Genomic DNA, 15,555 nt, shown 5'->3' on the forward strand with positions numbered 1-15,555 from the left:
GCCTATCTCCCCCTTAACGGTAAGATATCCTCTGAAATCATGCGCATATAGTCCTCTTTGAGGGCTTTTTTGTATTTGAGTTTTGGTAATGCCTTGTCTCCATGGGCTTCCTTATAGGCTAGATAGTCCTGAGATTCTGTGATGGCTTTTTCGCCATTTTGCTTGTCTCGTCCAATGCGGTAGTTGTCCACTACGAACTGGAGTTCATCCTCTCCTATCTGCCAATAATCTGCCGTTTCACGAATCTTTTTCTGGGTTGTTAGCTCAATCATCTCATCCAACTTATGGATGATAGACTGACCCTGATAGCTCTTGGCATCTGCTTGGACATTCTGCCAGAGTTTGGAGATGAGGTTGGATAACTTAGGATTGGATTTGTTCAAATCTTCGATATAGTTATCTACCAGACTCTTCTCCTTTTTTCCAATGAGGTTTTCCCGATTTTCGATCAGGGCTTGGATGAGAGAGAGGATATAGTGATAGTTTATCTCGTCGGTGCGGATGGATTCAAGCTCATACTCGATATCCAGCAGAACGCCTTCATCTTCTTGGTCTTCTTTTCTACGTCTGCGGAGTTCTTCGATGACATTTTGATATTGGCCGGCAAAGTTCTCGATGTCTTCTAGGCTGAGTCCAATCTCTCTGAGGATGACTTTCTCATCATAGTCCGAATAGACTTGTATAGAGGATAGGAGCTTGTCAAATTCTTGGAAGGTTTTAGCAAAGCGTTTTAATTCTGCATCTGTCGCTGTATCCAAATCAGGCACCTGCTCTGGACTTGGAGCGATGGCTAATAGTTGATGAACCTTCTCCATAAACTTGGCCTTCTCCTCCTGCCATTCTGGGGCTAAGACACTGGTTTCGCCACCATTTGAGTAAAGGCTCAGAGCTTCATCCACTTTTTCTTTAAAGCGGTCAGGCGTTTGGAAGGTAACGATTTGGCCGAATTTCTTGCCTTCATCAAAGAGGCGATTGGTTCGTGAAAAGGCCTGAATGATATGCTGGGGTTTCATGGGCTGACGATCCATGAAAAGGGTCGATAGACAAGGGGCATCAAAGCCAGTCAACAAGCGGTCCACAACGATAACCAAGTCCAACTGTTCCTCACGAAAAGCAAAGCGTTCTTTCTTACGGGCCAAACGGTCGTTGAGGTCACTATTGTAGGAAGCAATGGTCGCTAGGCTAAAGTGGGTACCAAACATGGCATTGTAGTCTTCTAAACTCTCCTCCATGTAGGCTTGGTTGACATAGGAGTCTGCTTCATTCTCTGTCACAGAGTAAGTAATAGCAACCTTAGGAAAGTCAGGTAAGACCTTTTTAACATTTTCCGAGATGCTTAGAGACTTCTCTCCATTTTTGACTTGCTTAATCAGGTTATAATAGGCCTGCGCACGGGCAATGCTTTTGACGGTCAAAATGGCTTCGTAGGTTTTTCCTACCCCATTTTGGAAGCCGAGTTTGCGTCTTGAGCGATTGAGAATGGCATCTAAAACGGCAAGCATATGGCCTTCGTCATCATAACTCTCCTCGTCAATCTCATCTTCTGCCCAACCAGGCATGGTTGTCTGATACTCCACATTAAAGCCAAGAACCGCCTTGTCATGAATGGCTTCTTTGACGGTATATTGGTGGAGGCAGTCACCGTACTGCTCTTCGGTCGTCTGAGCAAGGTCTCCCTTTTGTTCACGTTTATTTTCTGTAAAGATAGGAGTTCCTGTAAAACCATACCAGAGAGAATTTGTAAAGAAATGCTCTAGGTGGCGCTGGCGTTCAGGAGTCACTGCACGATGGCATTCATCGACGACAAAGGCTAGTTTGAGTTGTTTGATACGATTGTAGACCTTTTGGTGACGGCCTTCATCAAACTGACGAATCATGGCATTGATTTTCTGGATGGTCGTCACAACGACACGACGGTCATCAGAAGCCAGATTTTTAACCAATTCCTGTGTATCATCGGTCTCGTCGATATCGATCATGTCATTCTCTGAGTAAGACTGAAAAGAACTGGTCGTCTGCTGGTCAAGGTCTGTCCTATCAATCACAAAGATTGTCTTTTCGATAGATGGAATCTGGAGCAGATTGCGCGAAACCTTATAAGAGGTCAGGGTCTTTCCTGAACCGGTCGTATGCCAAATATAGCCTGACTGGCGCTGGCGACTGGCTTCACGGATAGCCTCAATGGCATGTACCTGATAGGGACGCAATAAAATCAAGGCCTTCTTGTCATCATCAATGACAGAATACTGCATGACCATCTCGTGGGCTCTCGGTATCGACAAGACAGACTCTGCAAAGTCAAATAGTTGAGGTTGAGGTCTATTTTCACTATCCACCCACTTGGTCAAGAAGCGCTCATTTAGCTTGTTGGCTTTGGCAGCTGCGATGTAGCGAGTGTCTGTGACATTAGAGACGACAAACATCTGAAGACTTGAAAAAATACCTCTGAACTGTCCTTCTTGGTCGTATTTTTTAATCTGACGGAAGGCATCCATATAAGGATGAGAACGACTTTTCAGTTCAATCTGAATCATAGGCAGACCATTGATTAGCAAAGTCACATCTCCACGACGCTGGCGAATCCCTTCTCCGCCTGTGATGACTTGGTTGACAACCTCATAACTGGATTTGCCACCAGCGACATTGTTTCTCCACAAGACTTCCAAGCGAATGGTGCCTAGACTGGCGTCTTCACGTTGAACCTGCACCTTGGCAATGCCGTTTTCCCCTGCTATCCACTTGGCTGCTTCGTAGAAGTTAACGAAATTGAGCTGGTTTTTGATTTGATTTTTCTCTGAATTTGTAAGGGGATGGTCTTGCAAAATGCGGACATTATTGGCTTCCAGCTTGGCAAAAAAGTTTCCCCATAGGAGGTCTTCTGTATTTAACTCAGGTCGATACACCCATTGACTTTCTCCCTTTGTCAGCTGGTTAATCAAATCCCGCTCGATAGCCAATTCCTGTTTGGTTTTGACTTTACCTGCCACAGGAATAGCAGTCTCGTCTTTGGGAGAGAGTCTCTGACTGATATGGAAATCCTGCAAGGCTGCTTGATTGAGATGTTGCAATTTTTTGAGAAGATCTTGCTCCGTCCCTTTTATGGCTTGATAGCCTGCCGTCAGATCTTTATCTGCATCTAGGTAGTGATGCGGATTCTTCTTTATTTGGATATAGCCCTGCACTAAATCTTCTAAACGTTTCAGCTGAATAGCAAGCTGGTTCTGGAGTTCCTGAGAATTGCTTCCAGATGCTTCTTTCTGGTTGATAGCCTCTAGGTATTCTACGATGGCAGTATAACTAGGCTGTAACTCAGGGGCTGAAACGATGAGTTCTTGCTCTAATTCTTTTGATAAAGTGTAAGCCATGTTCATACCCCATTTCTACAACGCAAAAAGCCTACCAAAAAGATTGGCAGGTTTTGAAAATGGGTATGAAAACGCGAGTTTATATATATATATATATATATATATGCAAGCTAGTTATTTGCTTAAATCTGAAAACCATAGGGACTCTTCCTTTTCATTCATCCAAGTCGTTGTAACATCGAAAAAACAACGCCTTTACTTCCTTCTATTGTATCATAAAAGACTAGTAGTGAAAAGGTTTTCTAGGGTTTTATCTCTAAATCTGGCAAGAATTCCCTGACCTTCAAACTTCTACTAAAACAAGCAAAATCCCCTGCAAATCTACATTACAAGGGACTTGTGTATTATTCTTGTACTTCTTTCTGGGCGGCCTTTCCTTGGTCTAGAAGGGCTTGGACGATTTTCTCATCGCGTAGTTTGACAGAATCGTTGATCATTTCTGCGGACTTGACGATGGTTGTTTCTAGTTGGGCACGTTTCTGGCGTCCCAATTCAATGGCAGCGACGATACCCTGGTTTTGAGCGACCAGACTTTCAGCCAGTTTGGTAACAGACTCAACAGCGACTGTCGGGCTTTGGGCAATTCGTTCCATCTGCGGAATCACTTCCTTGCTGGTCTCAGCTAGCATCTGAAGAGCAGCATTGTTGGCATTGACAATGGCATCTGCCACGACACCTGATTTCATGGATTGTTGCAAAATACCCAGTTGGGCAATGGAAAGCTTCATTGTTGGAATCGTATTGCGACGAAGCATGCCCAATTTTTGGCGCATATCAGATGACACCTTCACAAGATTGCGCATCTGAGGTGTTGTTGCCCAGGCAACATAGAGACGGCTGACATACTCAGTGTGCTGTTGTTCAAGGGTATTGACCACTTCAGCCATGCGGGCCAATTCTTGTGACTTGGTTTGGTATTCTACCGTACTTGTATCGAGTTGGTCAGCTTGAGCTTTCAATTCGGCAGCGCGTTTGCCAGCTTCTGTCTGGCTGGCTTCGATAAAGGAAATCACTCCCACTAGATTTTCAATGGATTTGGTATTGTCCTCAATCAGCATCTCAGCAGAGACAATATTTCGAGCTAGCACATCTTCTTGCTTGACCACTGCGGCAGCCATGCCATCGAGCTTTTGCTCCACTGTTTTTGAATCAAAGTAAAATTCCTGTAGCGTATTTTTACTCTTGTTAAACAATCGTTGCAAAAAGTTTGGCTTTTCTTCTAACTCAGCAATTTCAGCGTTCTTGTATTTGACGACAAAGCCTTGCAACTCACGGTTGGTATTCTTGAGAAGATCATCCACTTGGGGAATCTGCAGTTTCTTTTGTTCTGACAAGATACGATTGACCGTATTGTTCACACCTTCGACAGCAGATTGTCCAAAATCCAAAAGAGCATTTTGATTTGTGACAAACTGGTCTACTAACTGGGGCACGTGCGCCTTGATTCCTTCTTGCTGTTCAGGGCTCAGCTTCTCAAGGAAGGTCAAGGTCTTGTCTGAGCCAGTATTTGTCTCGATGATTTGGGTTGTTTTATCCACCTTAGCTACCGTATTATTGGCAATCTGGTCAATATCAAAATTAAATTCTGTCATGGTTACTCCTTTGTTTCTAACCTATTCTTTACGATCTTTTTCTAGGATGCGCAAACTAATATCAAAATCACGCATATCTGTTTCATTGAGTTCTCTCAGGACTTGGTCCAGCTCAAGGTCAAATTGTTCGATGGCTGCTTTAGCTTGTTGCAAACGTTCTTCTGCCCGATTATAGTTCTTCGGATTGTCCTTAATCTTTAAATAGCCTTCTAAAATCGTTTGGAATTTCTCCATCTTCAAACTATGAATGACAGTCAATTCTTCCTTATCTCCCTCAGCAGAGGTAGCAATCTTGTCTAAAATGGCCTGATGATCAACGGCAATATTGGCCAAGGTCTGGGACAATTCTGGAGCTAATTCCTCTGGCTCCGCATTTTCAAGATCTACCTGACTTTCTCTATCCAAACGTTCTAGCTGAACATCGATGTTTGCCCTTACTGTACGAACCTTTTTGTCAATACGGTTATAGACATCATCATCGATATAGGACTTGAGATGATCCGCCTCCTGATGAATTTCCCGCAGTTCGATTAATACTTGATTGGCCAAACTCTTATAGGAATCTGAGCCTTTCTCTACCAAGACTCCCTCTAACTGCTGAATATCTTTGTCTGCTTGACGAATACGAGCTTTTAAAAGCTCAATCCTATCGTCGAGGGAACGATCCTGCAAAAGAGGATAGCGCCAACGTTTATAGAGACGATAACTACCATAGCCTAGCAGGACACAAGCCGCAAGCGGAAGAGCATATTGAACCAAAAGGCCCAGTAAGAACAAGAAGCCCCAAAAATAGAGACAGCCTTTCCAAAAACCATTACCTGATTTCATAAACATTCCTTATTTTCAATTTATAAGTCTATTTTAGCACAAAAGACAAAAATGAGGGCGGAAATCCCCTATAAAAGAGTTGATTTCTTTACTGTAGAATGGAGGCGTGCTAATTTCAGTGGAGCGGACTCAAAACACAAACACACTCTAAGGAAATATAAAAAGTAAGTGGTAAGAGTTTTTAGAAAATCAAATAATTCAATATTTTTAGGAGAACAGAGAAATCTGTTCTCTTTTTTGTTCGCTTAAAATTCTATTTGAGAGGAGTTCAACGATGGTAGGATTAGAGATTGTAATGAATTTAGGTACGTTAGAAATCTTTGACGTTATCGATCATGATAAGAATGGAAACAGCGAACAAGCGCCTAAAACCATCCAATTAAGCTTATTTGACTCAATGACGTGCATTTGACAGAAGGAGATAAATTAGGATGGACAGAGAAGCGCTATACAATGAATTAATTCAAAGCGAACCATTAGGTTTCATTGATCCATTTTCTGACCTTGGCGAATTTGATCCTCTTCAGCTGAAATTTAAACAACCCGTAAAGAATCTAGTGAATCGATATTCAGGCCAACCTTACAGCTTGGCTTGGCAACATAAAATTATGGAAATGCGGAAGTTGTTTATTGATTATCAGATTGCATTAAATGAAGAAGATAAGCAGATTAACTTTCAGCGAAGAACAAGAAGCGAAGAGTCCAAAGAACATGCTACAACTATTGTAACAACCTATTTGAAATTGGGATTTAGTTTTAAAGAGATTGAGAAGCGTGTTTCTTTATCTTACAAACAACTTCGTCGAGGATGGAAAAGAAGTGATCACATCATGACAAATAGTCCTGAATTTTATAGCAAAAGGGACTTATCCGAAGGTTACTGTTTATCAAGTAAAAAGCTACCTAAAAGTATGAGAATCAATGAGGAGTAATTATCATGAAAGAAGCAGCATTAAAGAAAGGTATTTGTCAAAAATGCGGATGCACTTGGACTACCCCTTGTTTTGATGAAAAATGGGGTAGTTGTTGGTGGATGGATCGAGATGAGACTATTTGTAGCCACTGTTTTTTGGGGGTTAATGATGAAAGAAATTAAAAATCATATGAAATTTCTAGATCTGTTCGCAGGCATCGGCGGATTTCGTCTTGGAATGGAGTCAGCTGGCCATGAATGTATAGGATTTTGCGAAATAGATAAATTTGCAAGAGCTAGCTACAAAGCTATACACGATACGAAAGGAGAAATAGAACTACATGACATCACAGCAGTATCAGATGAGTCTATTCGAAGAATCGGACGTGTGGACATTATCTGTGGAGGATTTCCGTGCCAGGCTTTCAGCATTGCAGGAAACAGACGAGGTTTTGAAGATACACGAGGAACTTTGTTTTTTGAGATTGCACGGTTCGCATCTATTCTCAGACCTAAATATCTATTGCTTGAGAACGTCAAAGGACTCCTCAACCATGACGGAGGAGCTACATTTGAAACCATCCTCGGAGCCTTGGATGAATTGGGGTACAATGTGGAATGGCAAATCCTTAACAGCAAGGATTTTGGAGTACCCCAAAACAGAGAACGGGTGTTCGTTATCGGACATCTTAGAGGAGAATGTACCAGAAGAGTTTTTCCTCTCTCAAAAAGTTGCCAGCAAGCTAATTCAATCAAAAAGCAGTACAGCAATACCATTACAACCAGATATGGCAACTCACAGGGAGCAGGAGCGTACATTGTTGAAAGTAAATCGCAGAAAGTGAGGTCTATCGGAAACATCCATCCTTCAGGAAATGGGATGAATGGAGAGGTTTATGAATCAGCTGGATTGGCTCCCACGCTCACAACCAACAAGGGAGAGGGGCAAAAGATAGCCATACCTGTTTTAACACCTGATTGTACGGATAAACGACAAAATGGGCGCAGGTGTAAGTCTAACGAAGAACCTGTGTTTACTTTGACTACGCAAGATAAGCATGGAATTCTAATCGCAGGGAAATTGCCTGGAAATCATGACCAAAACTCAAGAGTATATGATACAAATGGACTAGCTCCCACTCTATCCACAATGCAAGGTGGTGGGCAAGAACCTAAAATAATCCAACGTGGTCATGGTTATAACCAAGGTGGAGAACATGACATTGCTCCTACTTTAACTAGGAATAGCTATCAGGAAAATAATTATTTATCAGATGGATTTAGGATCAGAAAGTTGACACCTCGTGAGTGTTGGAGATTACAAGGATTTCCAGATTGGGCTTTTGATAAGGCGCAAGAAGTGAATAGCAACAGTCAATTATACAAGCAAGCAGGAAATAGCGTGACAGTCAATGTCATTGCTGCTATCGCAAAGGAATTGGAAATACTTATAGAATAGTTGCTATCAGAAGAATTGTTGAATAAATGAGGAAGAACATAAGAGGAAAGAAATATGAAAAATACAGACTGGAAAAAAATTACACAAAGACCCCTTACTAGCGAAGAAAAAAAGGAATACGGAGATGAAGTTGAATTCATGTGGGACGGGAAAACCCCTGAATTAGACGAAGAGGTTCTTGTTTACACAAGTGAAAGCGAAGAAGTGTATACAGATATCTGGGTTGATTTTAACGATGGCATTGGTTTTGAAAATACTTGTAGTAATGTTATTTATTGGATGAGTTTCCCAAAACCGCCTGAAATTACTGTTACATATCCACGCTTTGTGGACGTTGACCGAAATGGTGTTTTTCAAAAGGTGTTTGAAACATCTAATGGAAATGAGGAGTGGTGTTCTCCTACTGGACGTGAGTTACAAGAAGGTCCGGATGTTATGGACCACTGGCTCGAATACGAGGACAGTGAAGGTGAACTTCACTACGGTAGATAGTTTCTATCACCATTTTATTTGTTAGTTTATTTATTTTAAAAGCCTAGAAATAAGCAAGGAGGAAATTATATGATTTTTGGTTTTATTGTATTGTTTGTTGTAGGAGTGTGCATTTCGTTCAATGGAGTATTTATCATAGCTAAAAATACAGACATCACACTTAGCTGGAGTGGTAAGAAAGATTTCTTTCCAAATCTAACTACTTGGGAATGGATGGTGAGTATCTTTTTAATTATTGTAGGAGGGGGAATGATATACCTATCGTCTGCTGATTTGTTACCGTATCTTATAAATTCATTTGAGCTAAAATAGGAGGCATAGTATGACAGTATTGTATTATTATTTTTTCATAGCAAAGGATAGATTGAAATCCATAAGGGAAAACATTCTTTATTCTAAGAGTTTGCGGAAAGTGCTGGGTAATATAGTTCTTTGCTTTATCTCGCTTATAGCTGTCCCTTTTTCTTATTCTTATCTTCTAATATATCTCGGCAACTGGATTTCAATGTCGTTAATAAGTTCTGGATTAATTGAGAATAAAATAATGCAGTTCATGTTATTGGGATTTTTACTTGTCATAGTCATCGATACAGTCGTTTTACTCATTATCTCAGTGTTGGGAAGTGGGGCTTTATCTCTTTGGATAATGGCAAGGTACTCTTATGAATTATTTGGCAAAGAATTACAGGATAAGAAAGAAAAAGGGTTGCAAATTTACCAGACAGTAAAAAAGAATCCGTAAATTTTTTAAGGTATAGTTTAATGATCTTGTTAGCAATGATACTGGTCGTTGCTCTTCTATATATTTTCAATGCTGAACTACTTTTGAAATTATTAAATCTCATAATTGATTTTTGTCAAAAATTTATTGATTTATTTTCTTTTTAGATTATTGCTATCTCCACTATCATTGTTTAAATAATGAGAAATTAAATATGAAAAAGATTGATTTACTAAAATGCTTATCCATCATTACAAAAGACGGATTAAGAACACAAAAATTTAAGAATAGCCATCTACAGCTCATCTCTTCAGCTGAAGAAGGAAGACGAGGCTCTGTATTTGCTTATCGTTCAAAAGCGAATATGGTGAAGGCACGTGGTGTTGTTTTAACCTCTGTCGAATCATTGCTGGAGAACCAGGATCAATTTACACACTGGACTCCTAACGTATATTGCTACGGAAGCTATAGTGATGCTGGTCGACGGATTACACGTGGCCACTCTGAGGATAATCTTAGACAGATTAACACATTCTACATTGACTTCGATATTACCTCTGCAGCTGAAGAAATGACAACAGGAGATATTTTAACTGCTTCCCTGGAGCTAGGTTTTATGCCGACGTTGATTCTAAAATCTGATAAAGGATTTCAAGCCTATTTTGTTCTCTCAGAATCAGCCTATGTTACAGCTCATTCTCAATTTCGAGTGGTAAAGGTGGCCAAAGCGATTTCTCAAAATTTGAGAAATTACTTTGCTCAAACTTTACCAGTAGACTTGACTTGTAACCATTTTGGGATTGCTCGGATTCCTCGAACTGATAATGTAGAATTCTTTGATGCTGATTATACCTATTCGTTCCAGGAGTGGTTAGATTGGTCGATGAAGCAATCAGATTTTCCCTTCCCAAGTAAAAAGCCCAATTTGACGGTTATTTCAGGTTCTGAAGGGGTGAAACAGATTGATGAACCTTGGTATCAATTGCTGATGAGAGAGGGGAATATCAAAGGTGGAAAAGCCTTGATGGGAAGAAATAATGTTCTTTTCACGCTAGCTTTAGCCAACTTCTCTTCAGGAATCGATCAGGAAGAATGTGAGGAGGTTCTTTCTAGTTTTAATGCAAATCTAGACGAACCACTCTCTTCAGCTGAATATCATAAGATTATTACAAGCGCCTACTCAGGAAAATATGAAGCTGCTAGTCGTGACTATGTAATGACTTTATGTAAAGCATGGGTCAATCAGGAACTCAAGGCTTCAGATCTCTTTGTGAAGCAACGTTGGTACAAGTTTAAGAAGAAACGTGCTGACAGAAAGAATAGTCATCTTCATGAATGGAAAACAGACGTAATGGCCTATTTAGAAGGCTTCTATCAATCTGAGGATCCATTTATCCAGACGACAAAAAAAGAGATACGAGAGAAGTTGAATATTCCTGAGCGTTCATTAGACAAAGTATTGAAGGTTCTCAAAACAGAACAAAAGATCTTCTTCACAGTCAAACACGGCCGTGGAGGAGGCATCAGATTAGCCTCTATCAAAGCAATCTTCCTTTCCCTTATCAAGGTGAAGAAAGAACGTCAGGAGGCTTATATGGCCAATATTGCTGCTTTCTTTGAAGAAAGTATAGAGTTTACTCAGAGAGTGATAGAAAGGGTTAAAGATGGCTTTAAACAAACACAACAACTATCTCTATTTGAACTTGATATTGGATAATCAAAAAAACCCGTCAACTGCCTTACATTTATATCTACGATTATTACGAGGATATACATGTACATAAAATAACCTATGGAGGAATGATATGATTTTAGTTATAGTTGGATTATTTAGCCTTATATTTATTGGAGGAGTTTTATTAATTCTCTCACTTATAGGGATTCGTCAACAAGTTCGTTTTGAAAACGGATATGATGATGAGTTAGAGACAGATCAGCTGGCAATGATTGGCCAAAATAGAAAGTGAGAAGAAGAATGAAGTACGTAATTTTCAGTTTTGAATTAGGTGACTATATTTGTAATGGGGAGAATAAAGTTTTAGTTTTTGATACTTTGGGACTAGCTTTTCAGTATCTTCAAAAACATTATCGTAAACCACTTCCTGAACAGAGAAAAAAGAGATTGATTCACTATCCAGATGTGTATCAAGCTCCGTTTAGACTTCTAAAAGTTTGTTAGGAAGGAGGAAAGTCGATGTCAGAGTTATTCAAAATTATTAGAGGATACTACCTAACAGGGGTTGGTCAGGAACCATTGGCTTATTATTTTAAACTTTCATCGGATAACTTAAAATTTGAGTCTGTTTCTGCAGGAGATGTAGCTTTAACTTTTTATCAAAATGAGGAGAGTATTTCTAGTATTCCAGCGATTATTAGAGTAGATAGTGTTATCTCGAATGATAAAATGATTTCAGATTATCTGCAGGAGGAATTGAGAGATCATTATCCAATGTTACCACTTGTCCGTGTATTGGATTCCGAGGAATTTGATCCTTTGCTTTTTCAAGAAGTGATGACAACGTTCACTAACTTGAAATCAGAAATAAAAGAATTGGCCAAGATTGATTATGTTCAAGGATCCATATTTGATTTTATGGATGAGGAGGAAATAGGATGAGAGAGCTTTTTAGATACATCAAGTTAGCTTTAGGGGCTATTCTCGTTATTTTATTTGTAAGTCTCGCAGTTTTAGGAGGATATAGGATGTATAAAGATCATTTTATCTTAGATTATGATCCTCATCTTACTCAGAAAGAATACCAGAATACTGTACTTGATCAAAATGTAAATCTAGTATTTTATAGAAAAGATTGTCCTTACTGTCAGGTTGGAAAAAGTGTAGTTGTAGATGCAGCCAATAAAGGTTCTTATCCTACATTTTACATTGACATTCAGACAGAAGAAGGTCAAAAGTTGGTAGAAAAATACCAGGTTGAAAAAGCTGCAACTATCATCAAAATTCGTAAGGGAAAAATAAAGAAATATCTATATGCTTCGAGGGATTCAGAGGAAAAGATTGTAGCAGATGAGAAAGCAATCCAGGAGGCCCTAAATGACTAAAAGAATAAAGCTGAGTAAGTGGGCCGAGACAGCTTTTCAAAGATTGAAATATGTTTAAGGAGGTAGTATGTATCAATTTTTAAATGCTATTGCGCATGGCGTGGTTGGAACTGTCTTGATTGCGATCTGGTTCGTACCGCTCTTCAGGATAACTATATGTGATAACTTTGGAAATGAAATCAAAACGAAAAGGCTGCCATTAGCGTTCTTAATGTTACTAAAAAGTGTTTGGCCAAAAAGTAAGGTTTCATTTATTTGGAAAGGATATAAGAAGCATGAGAAGAACTAAATCATCTAGTTTGAAGCAGAAAAGAGCTAACAAACATTTGAGAGGTATAAAAAATTATACATTATCGAATGAACCAAAAGAGTTCGGTTGTGTGTCAACTTTTGATATGTTGTTTGCAACAAATGTGAGGTATCGAGTTTTTGCAATTTTAGGAGGAATATCTGTTTTTATTTTGCTAGCTTTAGTGCCAATCAATCTCTTTTTGGGCTTTATTGCATATGTAGCAGTAAATTTAGTTCATATGAATTCAAATTTTTTTCAATTAGTTGGAGTGAAAGACGTTTCTTTTATGACAGTCTTTGAATCTTTTTATTTGGGTAATGTCGAGTTGATGAGAGATATATTCGTAACTATTTGTGTAGCTATTATAGTTCTTTCTTTATCGTTATATGGAACGTGGCGTACTGAAAAAAAGACGGATATAACCTCTTTAACAAATCAGTATTATGGAAAAATCAGGAAGGAGAAATAAAATGTCTACTTTAATTGAAATTTCTAAACGCTGGATTGAAAAGATAAAATCCAGCCCAATTTTGCAGCCATTTATTAAGACTAAAGTTTGGTTTCAAGAGAATATTATTAAGAGAAAACTGGTCATTTTTTCAATGTTGTTTGTGACCTGGTTAAGTCTTTTAATGGGAGCGATTTTCTCACCACAAAGACAAACCTATACTTCAGAACAACTCAAAACAAAGCAGGTTTTTGCGAATGGCAGCGGTGAGATGAAACTGGTCAGTCAGGAATATTCACCAGATACTGGAATTATCGTTTTACAATTTGAGACAAAAGATGCTACGACTTCGATAGATCGGGGCATCGATGCCAAACGATTGAAATGGAAACTCTATGCGCAACATAAAGACTCAAAAATAGAGATGGATGTTGTACCAATCATTGATAATAAAGTATCAGTTATTATTAAAGGAGTTCCGAAAAATTTTGGTGCATTTGCGATCGATGTGACGAATCAGACAGTCTCTTCTAGCTCAATTGATGTGAATATTTCATCGCCATCCAGTGATTCTAAAAAGGTTTCTCAGAAGAAATCTGGAGAAGAGGACACTGTACAATTCTTTGTAACTCCTCAAAATCCTCAACTTGAAATCAAAGCTATTGAAGTTGTCTCCAGAGAAGAATTTACTCTTCAGGAAATCGAAAAAGAAATCAATTTCCAGAATGAACAGTCTCAAAAATTGACAACATCAATTTCTCAATTGAAGGAATCTATTGAAGATGATAACTCACGAAAAGCGAGTCTTCAAGCAGAAGCGAAATATCTAACAGGTGATGATCTCGAAGCCAATCAAAAGAATATTGCTACGCTGGATACAAACATCGAAACGAAGAACAGAACCATCGAAACAGCCTATAAAAACATTGAAAAGTTGAAGGCTAAATTGGAGTCTTTGGACAAGAAAAAAGAAGCTGTTAAAGATGGAACATTTGAATTTTCAAACCCTATTGAAACTGTAGAAATGAATTAAAGGAAAGAGAAATAAAATGAAATCAAAGAAAAAGAAAAATGTGGAGAAAAAAGCTGTTGGTAGTTTGTTGGCGCAGAAAGTTTTAAAAACTGAAGTTATTAGTTCAGAAGAAGAGTCTGCATTTTGTGTAGGTTTAGTGTTTGCTTCGCTTTTAGTTATACTACTTCTTACTATGCTTATAACAAAATGGAGTTTTTTTGATTTATTTGTGGGTGTTTAGCTATGAGTAAGAAAAAAATTACCAGCTTTGCAGGAAATAAATTAAGGGATTAAGAAATACGAAATTAGAAAAAGGAGAAAGAATATTGAAAAGCTGAAGGCTAAATTGGAGTCTTTGGACAAGAAAAAAGAAACTGTTAAAGATGGAACATTTGAATTTTCAAACTCTATTGAAACTGTAGAAATGAATTAAAGTGAGGTAAAATAAAATGAAAAATTTAATTAAAATGGTAAAAGAAACTGATAAATTGGGATATAAATTATCTGCAATTTGTGGAGTGAATTGGCTTATTAGACAAGCCTTTAAATGGCAATATTTATTTTTTGTAATGGTTACAGGCGCTGTTCTTATAAAAGAAGTTTCCGTAATACTTGAGGTTGATCCAAAGATTTTTGGATCAATGATGTGTTTGATTATTTTATGTGCGCCTTTTACGAAGTTACGTTTAGGGGCTGAAATGCAGATTATAAAGATGTTTATAAGAAATATTGTACTTGCCATCATTTTTACAGCTGCATTAGAAAAACCAATACAAGAAAACGAATCATCGTTCTGGCTTTTAGCCCTAATCTTTAGTATCGGTATTTATTATTTCATGAAGTGGTTTCAAGCAAAACTTTTTCAGCGTTATCTGTTCAAAAATATCTTAAATAAGGACTACCTTGGAATCCGAAAATTAAAAGATAAGTTACCTCCTAAAATCAATCTTTTTATAGATGCTGATGAAGGTGATGCAAACCAACGAATGATTACGATTAATCAGCGAGCAGTGAAAAAGGATTATCAAGATATTGTAGAATTAAGTTTTTTGAATAGAGAAAAACGGACAGGTATTTCCTATTATAGAAAAGCATGGAATGGTTCTGAAGCTCCTCTTGAAAGAGAATTTGTAGATATTGAAGAATTGTATCATCCAGTATTTTATGTCTTCCCGTTTGGGAAAAAACATGATTTTTCTTTCTGGCTGATTCAATTTGATGTAAGTAAAAAGGATGCATTTTCTATGAAAGCCGAGTTCGTGTTTACCAACAAATAGTAGTCAAAAATCTCCTTAATTTTTGAATTAAGGGGATTTATTTTTTATGATTGTCCCTTTAAAAAATTTTTTTCAGTTATCTCTTATAATAGAATC

General features: G+C 38.3%; 20 protein-coding genes. 17 read left to right on the forward strand and 3 right to left on the reverse strand.

Translation table 11 applies throughout. The annotated features are described in order from the left end of the window. Nucleotides 1-2 precede the first annotated feature (2 nt). The 3 genes from OC529_RS03135 to OC529_RS03145 all read right to left on the reverse strand — a co-directional run bounded on the left by OC529_RS03135 (nucleotide 3) and on the right by OC529_RS03145 (nucleotide 5,785). Nucleotides 3-3,371 carry a type I restriction endonuclease subunit R gene (locus OC529_RS03135; protein WP_262081456.1) on the reverse strand — a complete coding sequence of 1,123 codons (3,369 nt, stop codon included), beginning with the start codon at nucleotides 3,369-3,371 and terminating at the stop codon, nucleotides 3-5. Between the two features lie 338 nt (nucleotides 3,372-3,709). Continuing rightward, nucleotides 3,710-4,957 carry a toxic anion resistance protein gene (locus OC529_RS03140; RefSeq protein ID WP_000134328.1) on the reverse strand — a complete coding sequence of 416 codons (1,248 nt, stop codon included), beginning with the start codon at nucleotides 4,955-4,957 and terminating at the stop codon, nucleotides 3,710-3,712. 21 nt (nucleotides 4,958-4,978) lie between these two features. Further along, nucleotides 4,979-5,785, reverse strand: a complete 807-nt coding sequence (locus tag OC529_RS03145) for a hypothetical protein (RefSeq protein WP_262081457.1) — start codon at nucleotides 5,783-5,785, stop codon at nucleotides 4,979-4,981. 274 nt (nucleotides 5,786-6,059) lie between these two features. On the opposite strand from OC529_RS03145, the gene OC529_RS03150 reads away from it, so the two are divergent. From OC529_RS03150 to OC529_RS03230, 17 genes are all read left to right on the forward strand, one after another. Further along, nucleotides 6,060-6,197, forward strand: a complete 138-nt coding sequence (locus OC529_RS03150) for a hypothetical protein (protein ID WP_185756779.1) — start codon at nucleotides 6,060-6,062, stop codon at nucleotides 6,195-6,197. Nucleotides 6,198-6,216: 19 nt separating this feature from the next. Then, on the forward strand, nucleotides 6,217-6,717 hold the full coding sequence (locus OC529_RS03155) for a modification methylase Sau96I (RefSeq protein WP_125447581.1): 501 nt from the start codon (nucleotides 6,217-6,219) through the stop codon (nucleotides 6,715-6,717). Between the two features lie 5 nt (nucleotides 6,718-6,722). Beyond that, a complete protein-coding gene (locus tag OC529_RS03160) occupies nucleotides 6,723-6,881 on the forward strand; it encodes a hypothetical protein (RefSeq protein ID WP_185756778.1) in 159 nt (52 codons plus the stop codon). A 7-nt stretch (nucleotides 6,882-6,888) separates the two neighbouring features. Next, entirely contained in the window at nucleotides 6,889-8,157 is a 1,269-nt protein-coding gene (locus OC529_RS03165) for a DNA cytosine methyltransferase (protein WP_262081548.1), read from the forward strand. Nucleotides 8,158-8,211: 54 nt separating this feature from the next. After that, nucleotides 8,212-8,649 (forward strand): hypothetical protein, encoded by a 438-nt coding sequence (locus OC529_RS03170; RefSeq protein WP_049510616.1) that lies wholly within the window; start codon nucleotides 8,212-8,214, stop codon nucleotides 8,647-8,649. A gap of 69 nt (nucleotides 8,650-8,718) precedes the next feature. Continuing rightward, the gene (locus OC529_RS03175) at nucleotides 8,719-8,961 is read left to right on the forward strand and encodes a hypothetical protein (RefSeq protein ID WP_049510615.1); all 243 of its coding nucleotides are present in this window, start codon (nucleotides 8,719-8,721) and stop codon (nucleotides 8,959-8,961) included. Between the two features lie 10 nt (nucleotides 8,962-8,971). Further along, nucleotides 8,972-9,391, forward strand: coding sequence for a hypothetical protein (locus OC529_RS03180; RefSeq protein WP_262081458.1), 420 nt, complete (start codon nucleotides 8,972-8,974; stop codon nucleotides 9,389-9,391). Nucleotides 9,392-9,584: 193 nt separating this feature from the next. Next, on the forward strand, nucleotides 9,585-11,087 hold the full coding sequence (locus OC529_RS03185) for a primase C-terminal domain-containing protein (RefSeq protein ID WP_262081459.1): 1,503 nt from the start codon (nucleotides 9,585-9,587) through the stop codon (nucleotides 11,085-11,087). A gap of 88 nt (nucleotides 11,088-11,175) precedes the next feature. Further along, the gene (locus tag OC529_RS03190; protein ID WP_185758518.1) at nucleotides 11,176-11,337 is read left to right on the forward strand and encodes a hypothetical protein; all 162 of its coding nucleotides are present in this window, start codon (nucleotides 11,176-11,178) and stop codon (nucleotides 11,335-11,337) included. An 8-nt stretch (nucleotides 11,338-11,345) separates the two neighbouring features. Then, nucleotides 11,346-11,549, forward strand: a complete 204-nt coding sequence (locus tag OC529_RS03195) for a hypothetical protein (RefSeq protein WP_000878299.1) — start codon at nucleotides 11,346-11,348, stop codon at nucleotides 11,547-11,549. 15 nt (nucleotides 11,550-11,564) lie between these two features. Beyond that, entirely contained in the window at nucleotides 11,565-11,987 is a 423-nt protein-coding gene (locus tag OC529_RS03200) for a hypothetical protein (RefSeq protein ID WP_049510612.1), read from the forward strand. After that, complete coding sequence (locus OC529_RS03205; RefSeq protein WP_125457439.1) at nucleotides 11,984-12,430, forward strand: thioredoxin domain-containing protein; 447 nt, start codon at nucleotides 11,984-11,986, stop codon at nucleotides 12,428-12,430. Before OC529_RS03200 ends, OC529_RS03205 begins: the two co-directional genes overlap by 4 nt. Before the next feature lie 67 nt (nucleotides 12,431-12,497). Next, entirely contained in the window at nucleotides 12,498-12,719 is a 222-nt protein-coding gene (locus OC529_RS03210; RefSeq protein ID WP_049494004.1) for a hypothetical protein, read from the forward strand. Continuing rightward, the gene (locus OC529_RS03215) at nucleotides 12,706-13,191 is read left to right on the forward strand and encodes a hypothetical protein (protein ID WP_049510610.1); all 486 of its coding nucleotides are present in this window, start codon (nucleotides 12,706-12,708) and stop codon (nucleotides 13,189-13,191) included. Before OC529_RS03210 ends, OC529_RS03215 begins: the two co-directional genes overlap by 14 nt. Before the next feature lies 1 nt (nucleotide 13,192). After that, complete coding sequence (locus OC529_RS03220; RefSeq protein WP_049510609.1) at nucleotides 13,193-14,203, forward strand: hypothetical protein; 1,011 nt, start codon at nucleotides 13,193-13,195, stop codon at nucleotides 14,201-14,203. A gap of 16 nt (nucleotides 14,204-14,219) precedes the next feature. Further along, nucleotides 14,220-14,423, forward strand: a complete 204-nt coding sequence (locus tag OC529_RS03225) for a hypothetical protein (protein ID WP_049510608.1) — start codon at nucleotides 14,220-14,222, stop codon at nucleotides 14,421-14,423. Between the two features lie 208 nt (nucleotides 14,424-14,631). Then, nucleotides 14,632-15,459 (forward strand): hypothetical protein, encoded by an 828-nt coding sequence (locus OC529_RS03230; protein WP_049510607.1) that lies wholly within the window; start codon nucleotides 14,632-14,634, stop codon nucleotides 15,457-15,459. Nucleotides 15,460-15,555 lie beyond the last annotated feature (96 nt).

Origin of the sequence: Streptococcus sp. Marseille-Q5855 (assembly GCF_946901985.1) — a bacterium.
Taxonomy (GTDB): Bacteria; Bacillota; Bacilli; order Lactobacillales; family Streptococcaceae; genus Streptococcus.

Bases quoted from the DNA above. Each gene is read 5' to 3' on its own strand.
- OC529_RS03135 (WP_262081456.1), bottom strand. From the start codon at position 3,371: ATGAACATGGCTTACACTTTATCAAAAGAATTAGAGCAAGAACTCATC.
- OC529_RS03140 (WP_000134328.1), bottom strand. From the start codon at position 4,957: ATGACAGAATTTAATTTTGATATTGACCAGATTGCCAATAATACGGTA.
- OC529_RS03145 (WP_262081457.1), bottom strand. From the start codon at position 5,785: ATGAAATCAGGTAATGGTTTTTGGAAAGGCTGTCTCTATTTTTGGGGC.
- OC529_RS03150 (WP_185756779.1), top strand. From the start codon at position 6,060: ATGGTAGGATTAGAGATTGTAATGAATTTAGGTACGTTAGAAATCTTT.
- OC529_RS03155 (WP_125447581.1), top strand. From the start codon at position 6,217: ATGGACAGAGAAGCGCTATACAATGAATTAATTCAAAGCGAACCATTA.
- OC529_RS03160 (WP_185756778.1), top strand. From the start codon at position 6,723: ATGAAAGAAGCAGCATTAAAGAAAGGTATTTGTCAAAAATGCGGATGC.
- OC529_RS03165 (WP_262081548.1), top strand. From the start codon at position 6,889: ATGAAATTTCTAGATCTGTTCGCAGGCATCGGCGGATTTCGTCTTGGA.
- OC529_RS03170 (WP_049510616.1), top strand. From the start codon at position 8,212: ATGAAAAATACAGACTGGAAAAAAATTACACAAAGACCCCTTACTAGC.
- OC529_RS03175 (WP_049510615.1), top strand. From the start codon at position 8,719: ATGATTTTTGGTTTTATTGTATTGTTTGTTGTAGGAGTGTGCATTTCG.
- OC529_RS03180 (WP_262081458.1), top strand. From the start codon at position 8,972: ATGACAGTATTGTATTATTATTTTTTCATAGCAAAGGATAGATTGAAA.
- OC529_RS03185 (WP_262081459.1), top strand. From the start codon at position 9,585: ATGAAAAAGATTGATTTACTAAAATGCTTATCCATCATTACAAAAGAC.
- OC529_RS03190 (WP_185758518.1), top strand. From the start codon at position 11,176: ATGATTTTAGTTATAGTTGGATTATTTAGCCTTATATTTATTGGAGGA.
- OC529_RS03195 (WP_000878299.1), top strand. From the start codon at position 11,346: ATGAAGTACGTAATTTTCAGTTTTGAATTAGGTGACTATATTTGTAAT.
- OC529_RS03200 (WP_049510612.1), top strand. From the start codon at position 11,565: ATGTCAGAGTTATTCAAAATTATTAGAGGATACTACCTAACAGGGGTT.
- OC529_RS03205 (WP_125457439.1), top strand. From the start codon at position 11,984: ATGAGAGAGCTTTTTAGATACATCAAGTTAGCTTTAGGGGCTATTCTC.
- OC529_RS03210 (WP_049494004.1), top strand. From the start codon at position 12,498: ATGTATCAATTTTTAAATGCTATTGCGCATGGCGTGGTTGGAACTGTC.
- OC529_RS03215 (WP_049510610.1), top strand. From the start codon at position 12,706: ATGAGAAGAACTAAATCATCTAGTTTGAAGCAGAAAAGAGCTAACAAA.
- OC529_RS03220 (WP_049510609.1), top strand. From the start codon at position 13,193: ATGTCTACTTTAATTGAAATTTCTAAACGCTGGATTGAAAAGATAAAA.
- OC529_RS03225 (WP_049510608.1), top strand. From the start codon at position 14,220: ATGAAATCAAAGAAAAAGAAAAATGTGGAGAAAAAAGCTGTTGGTAGT.
- OC529_RS03230 (WP_049510607.1), top strand. From the start codon at position 14,632: ATGAAAAATTTAATTAAAATGGTAAAAGAAACTGATAAATTGGGATAT.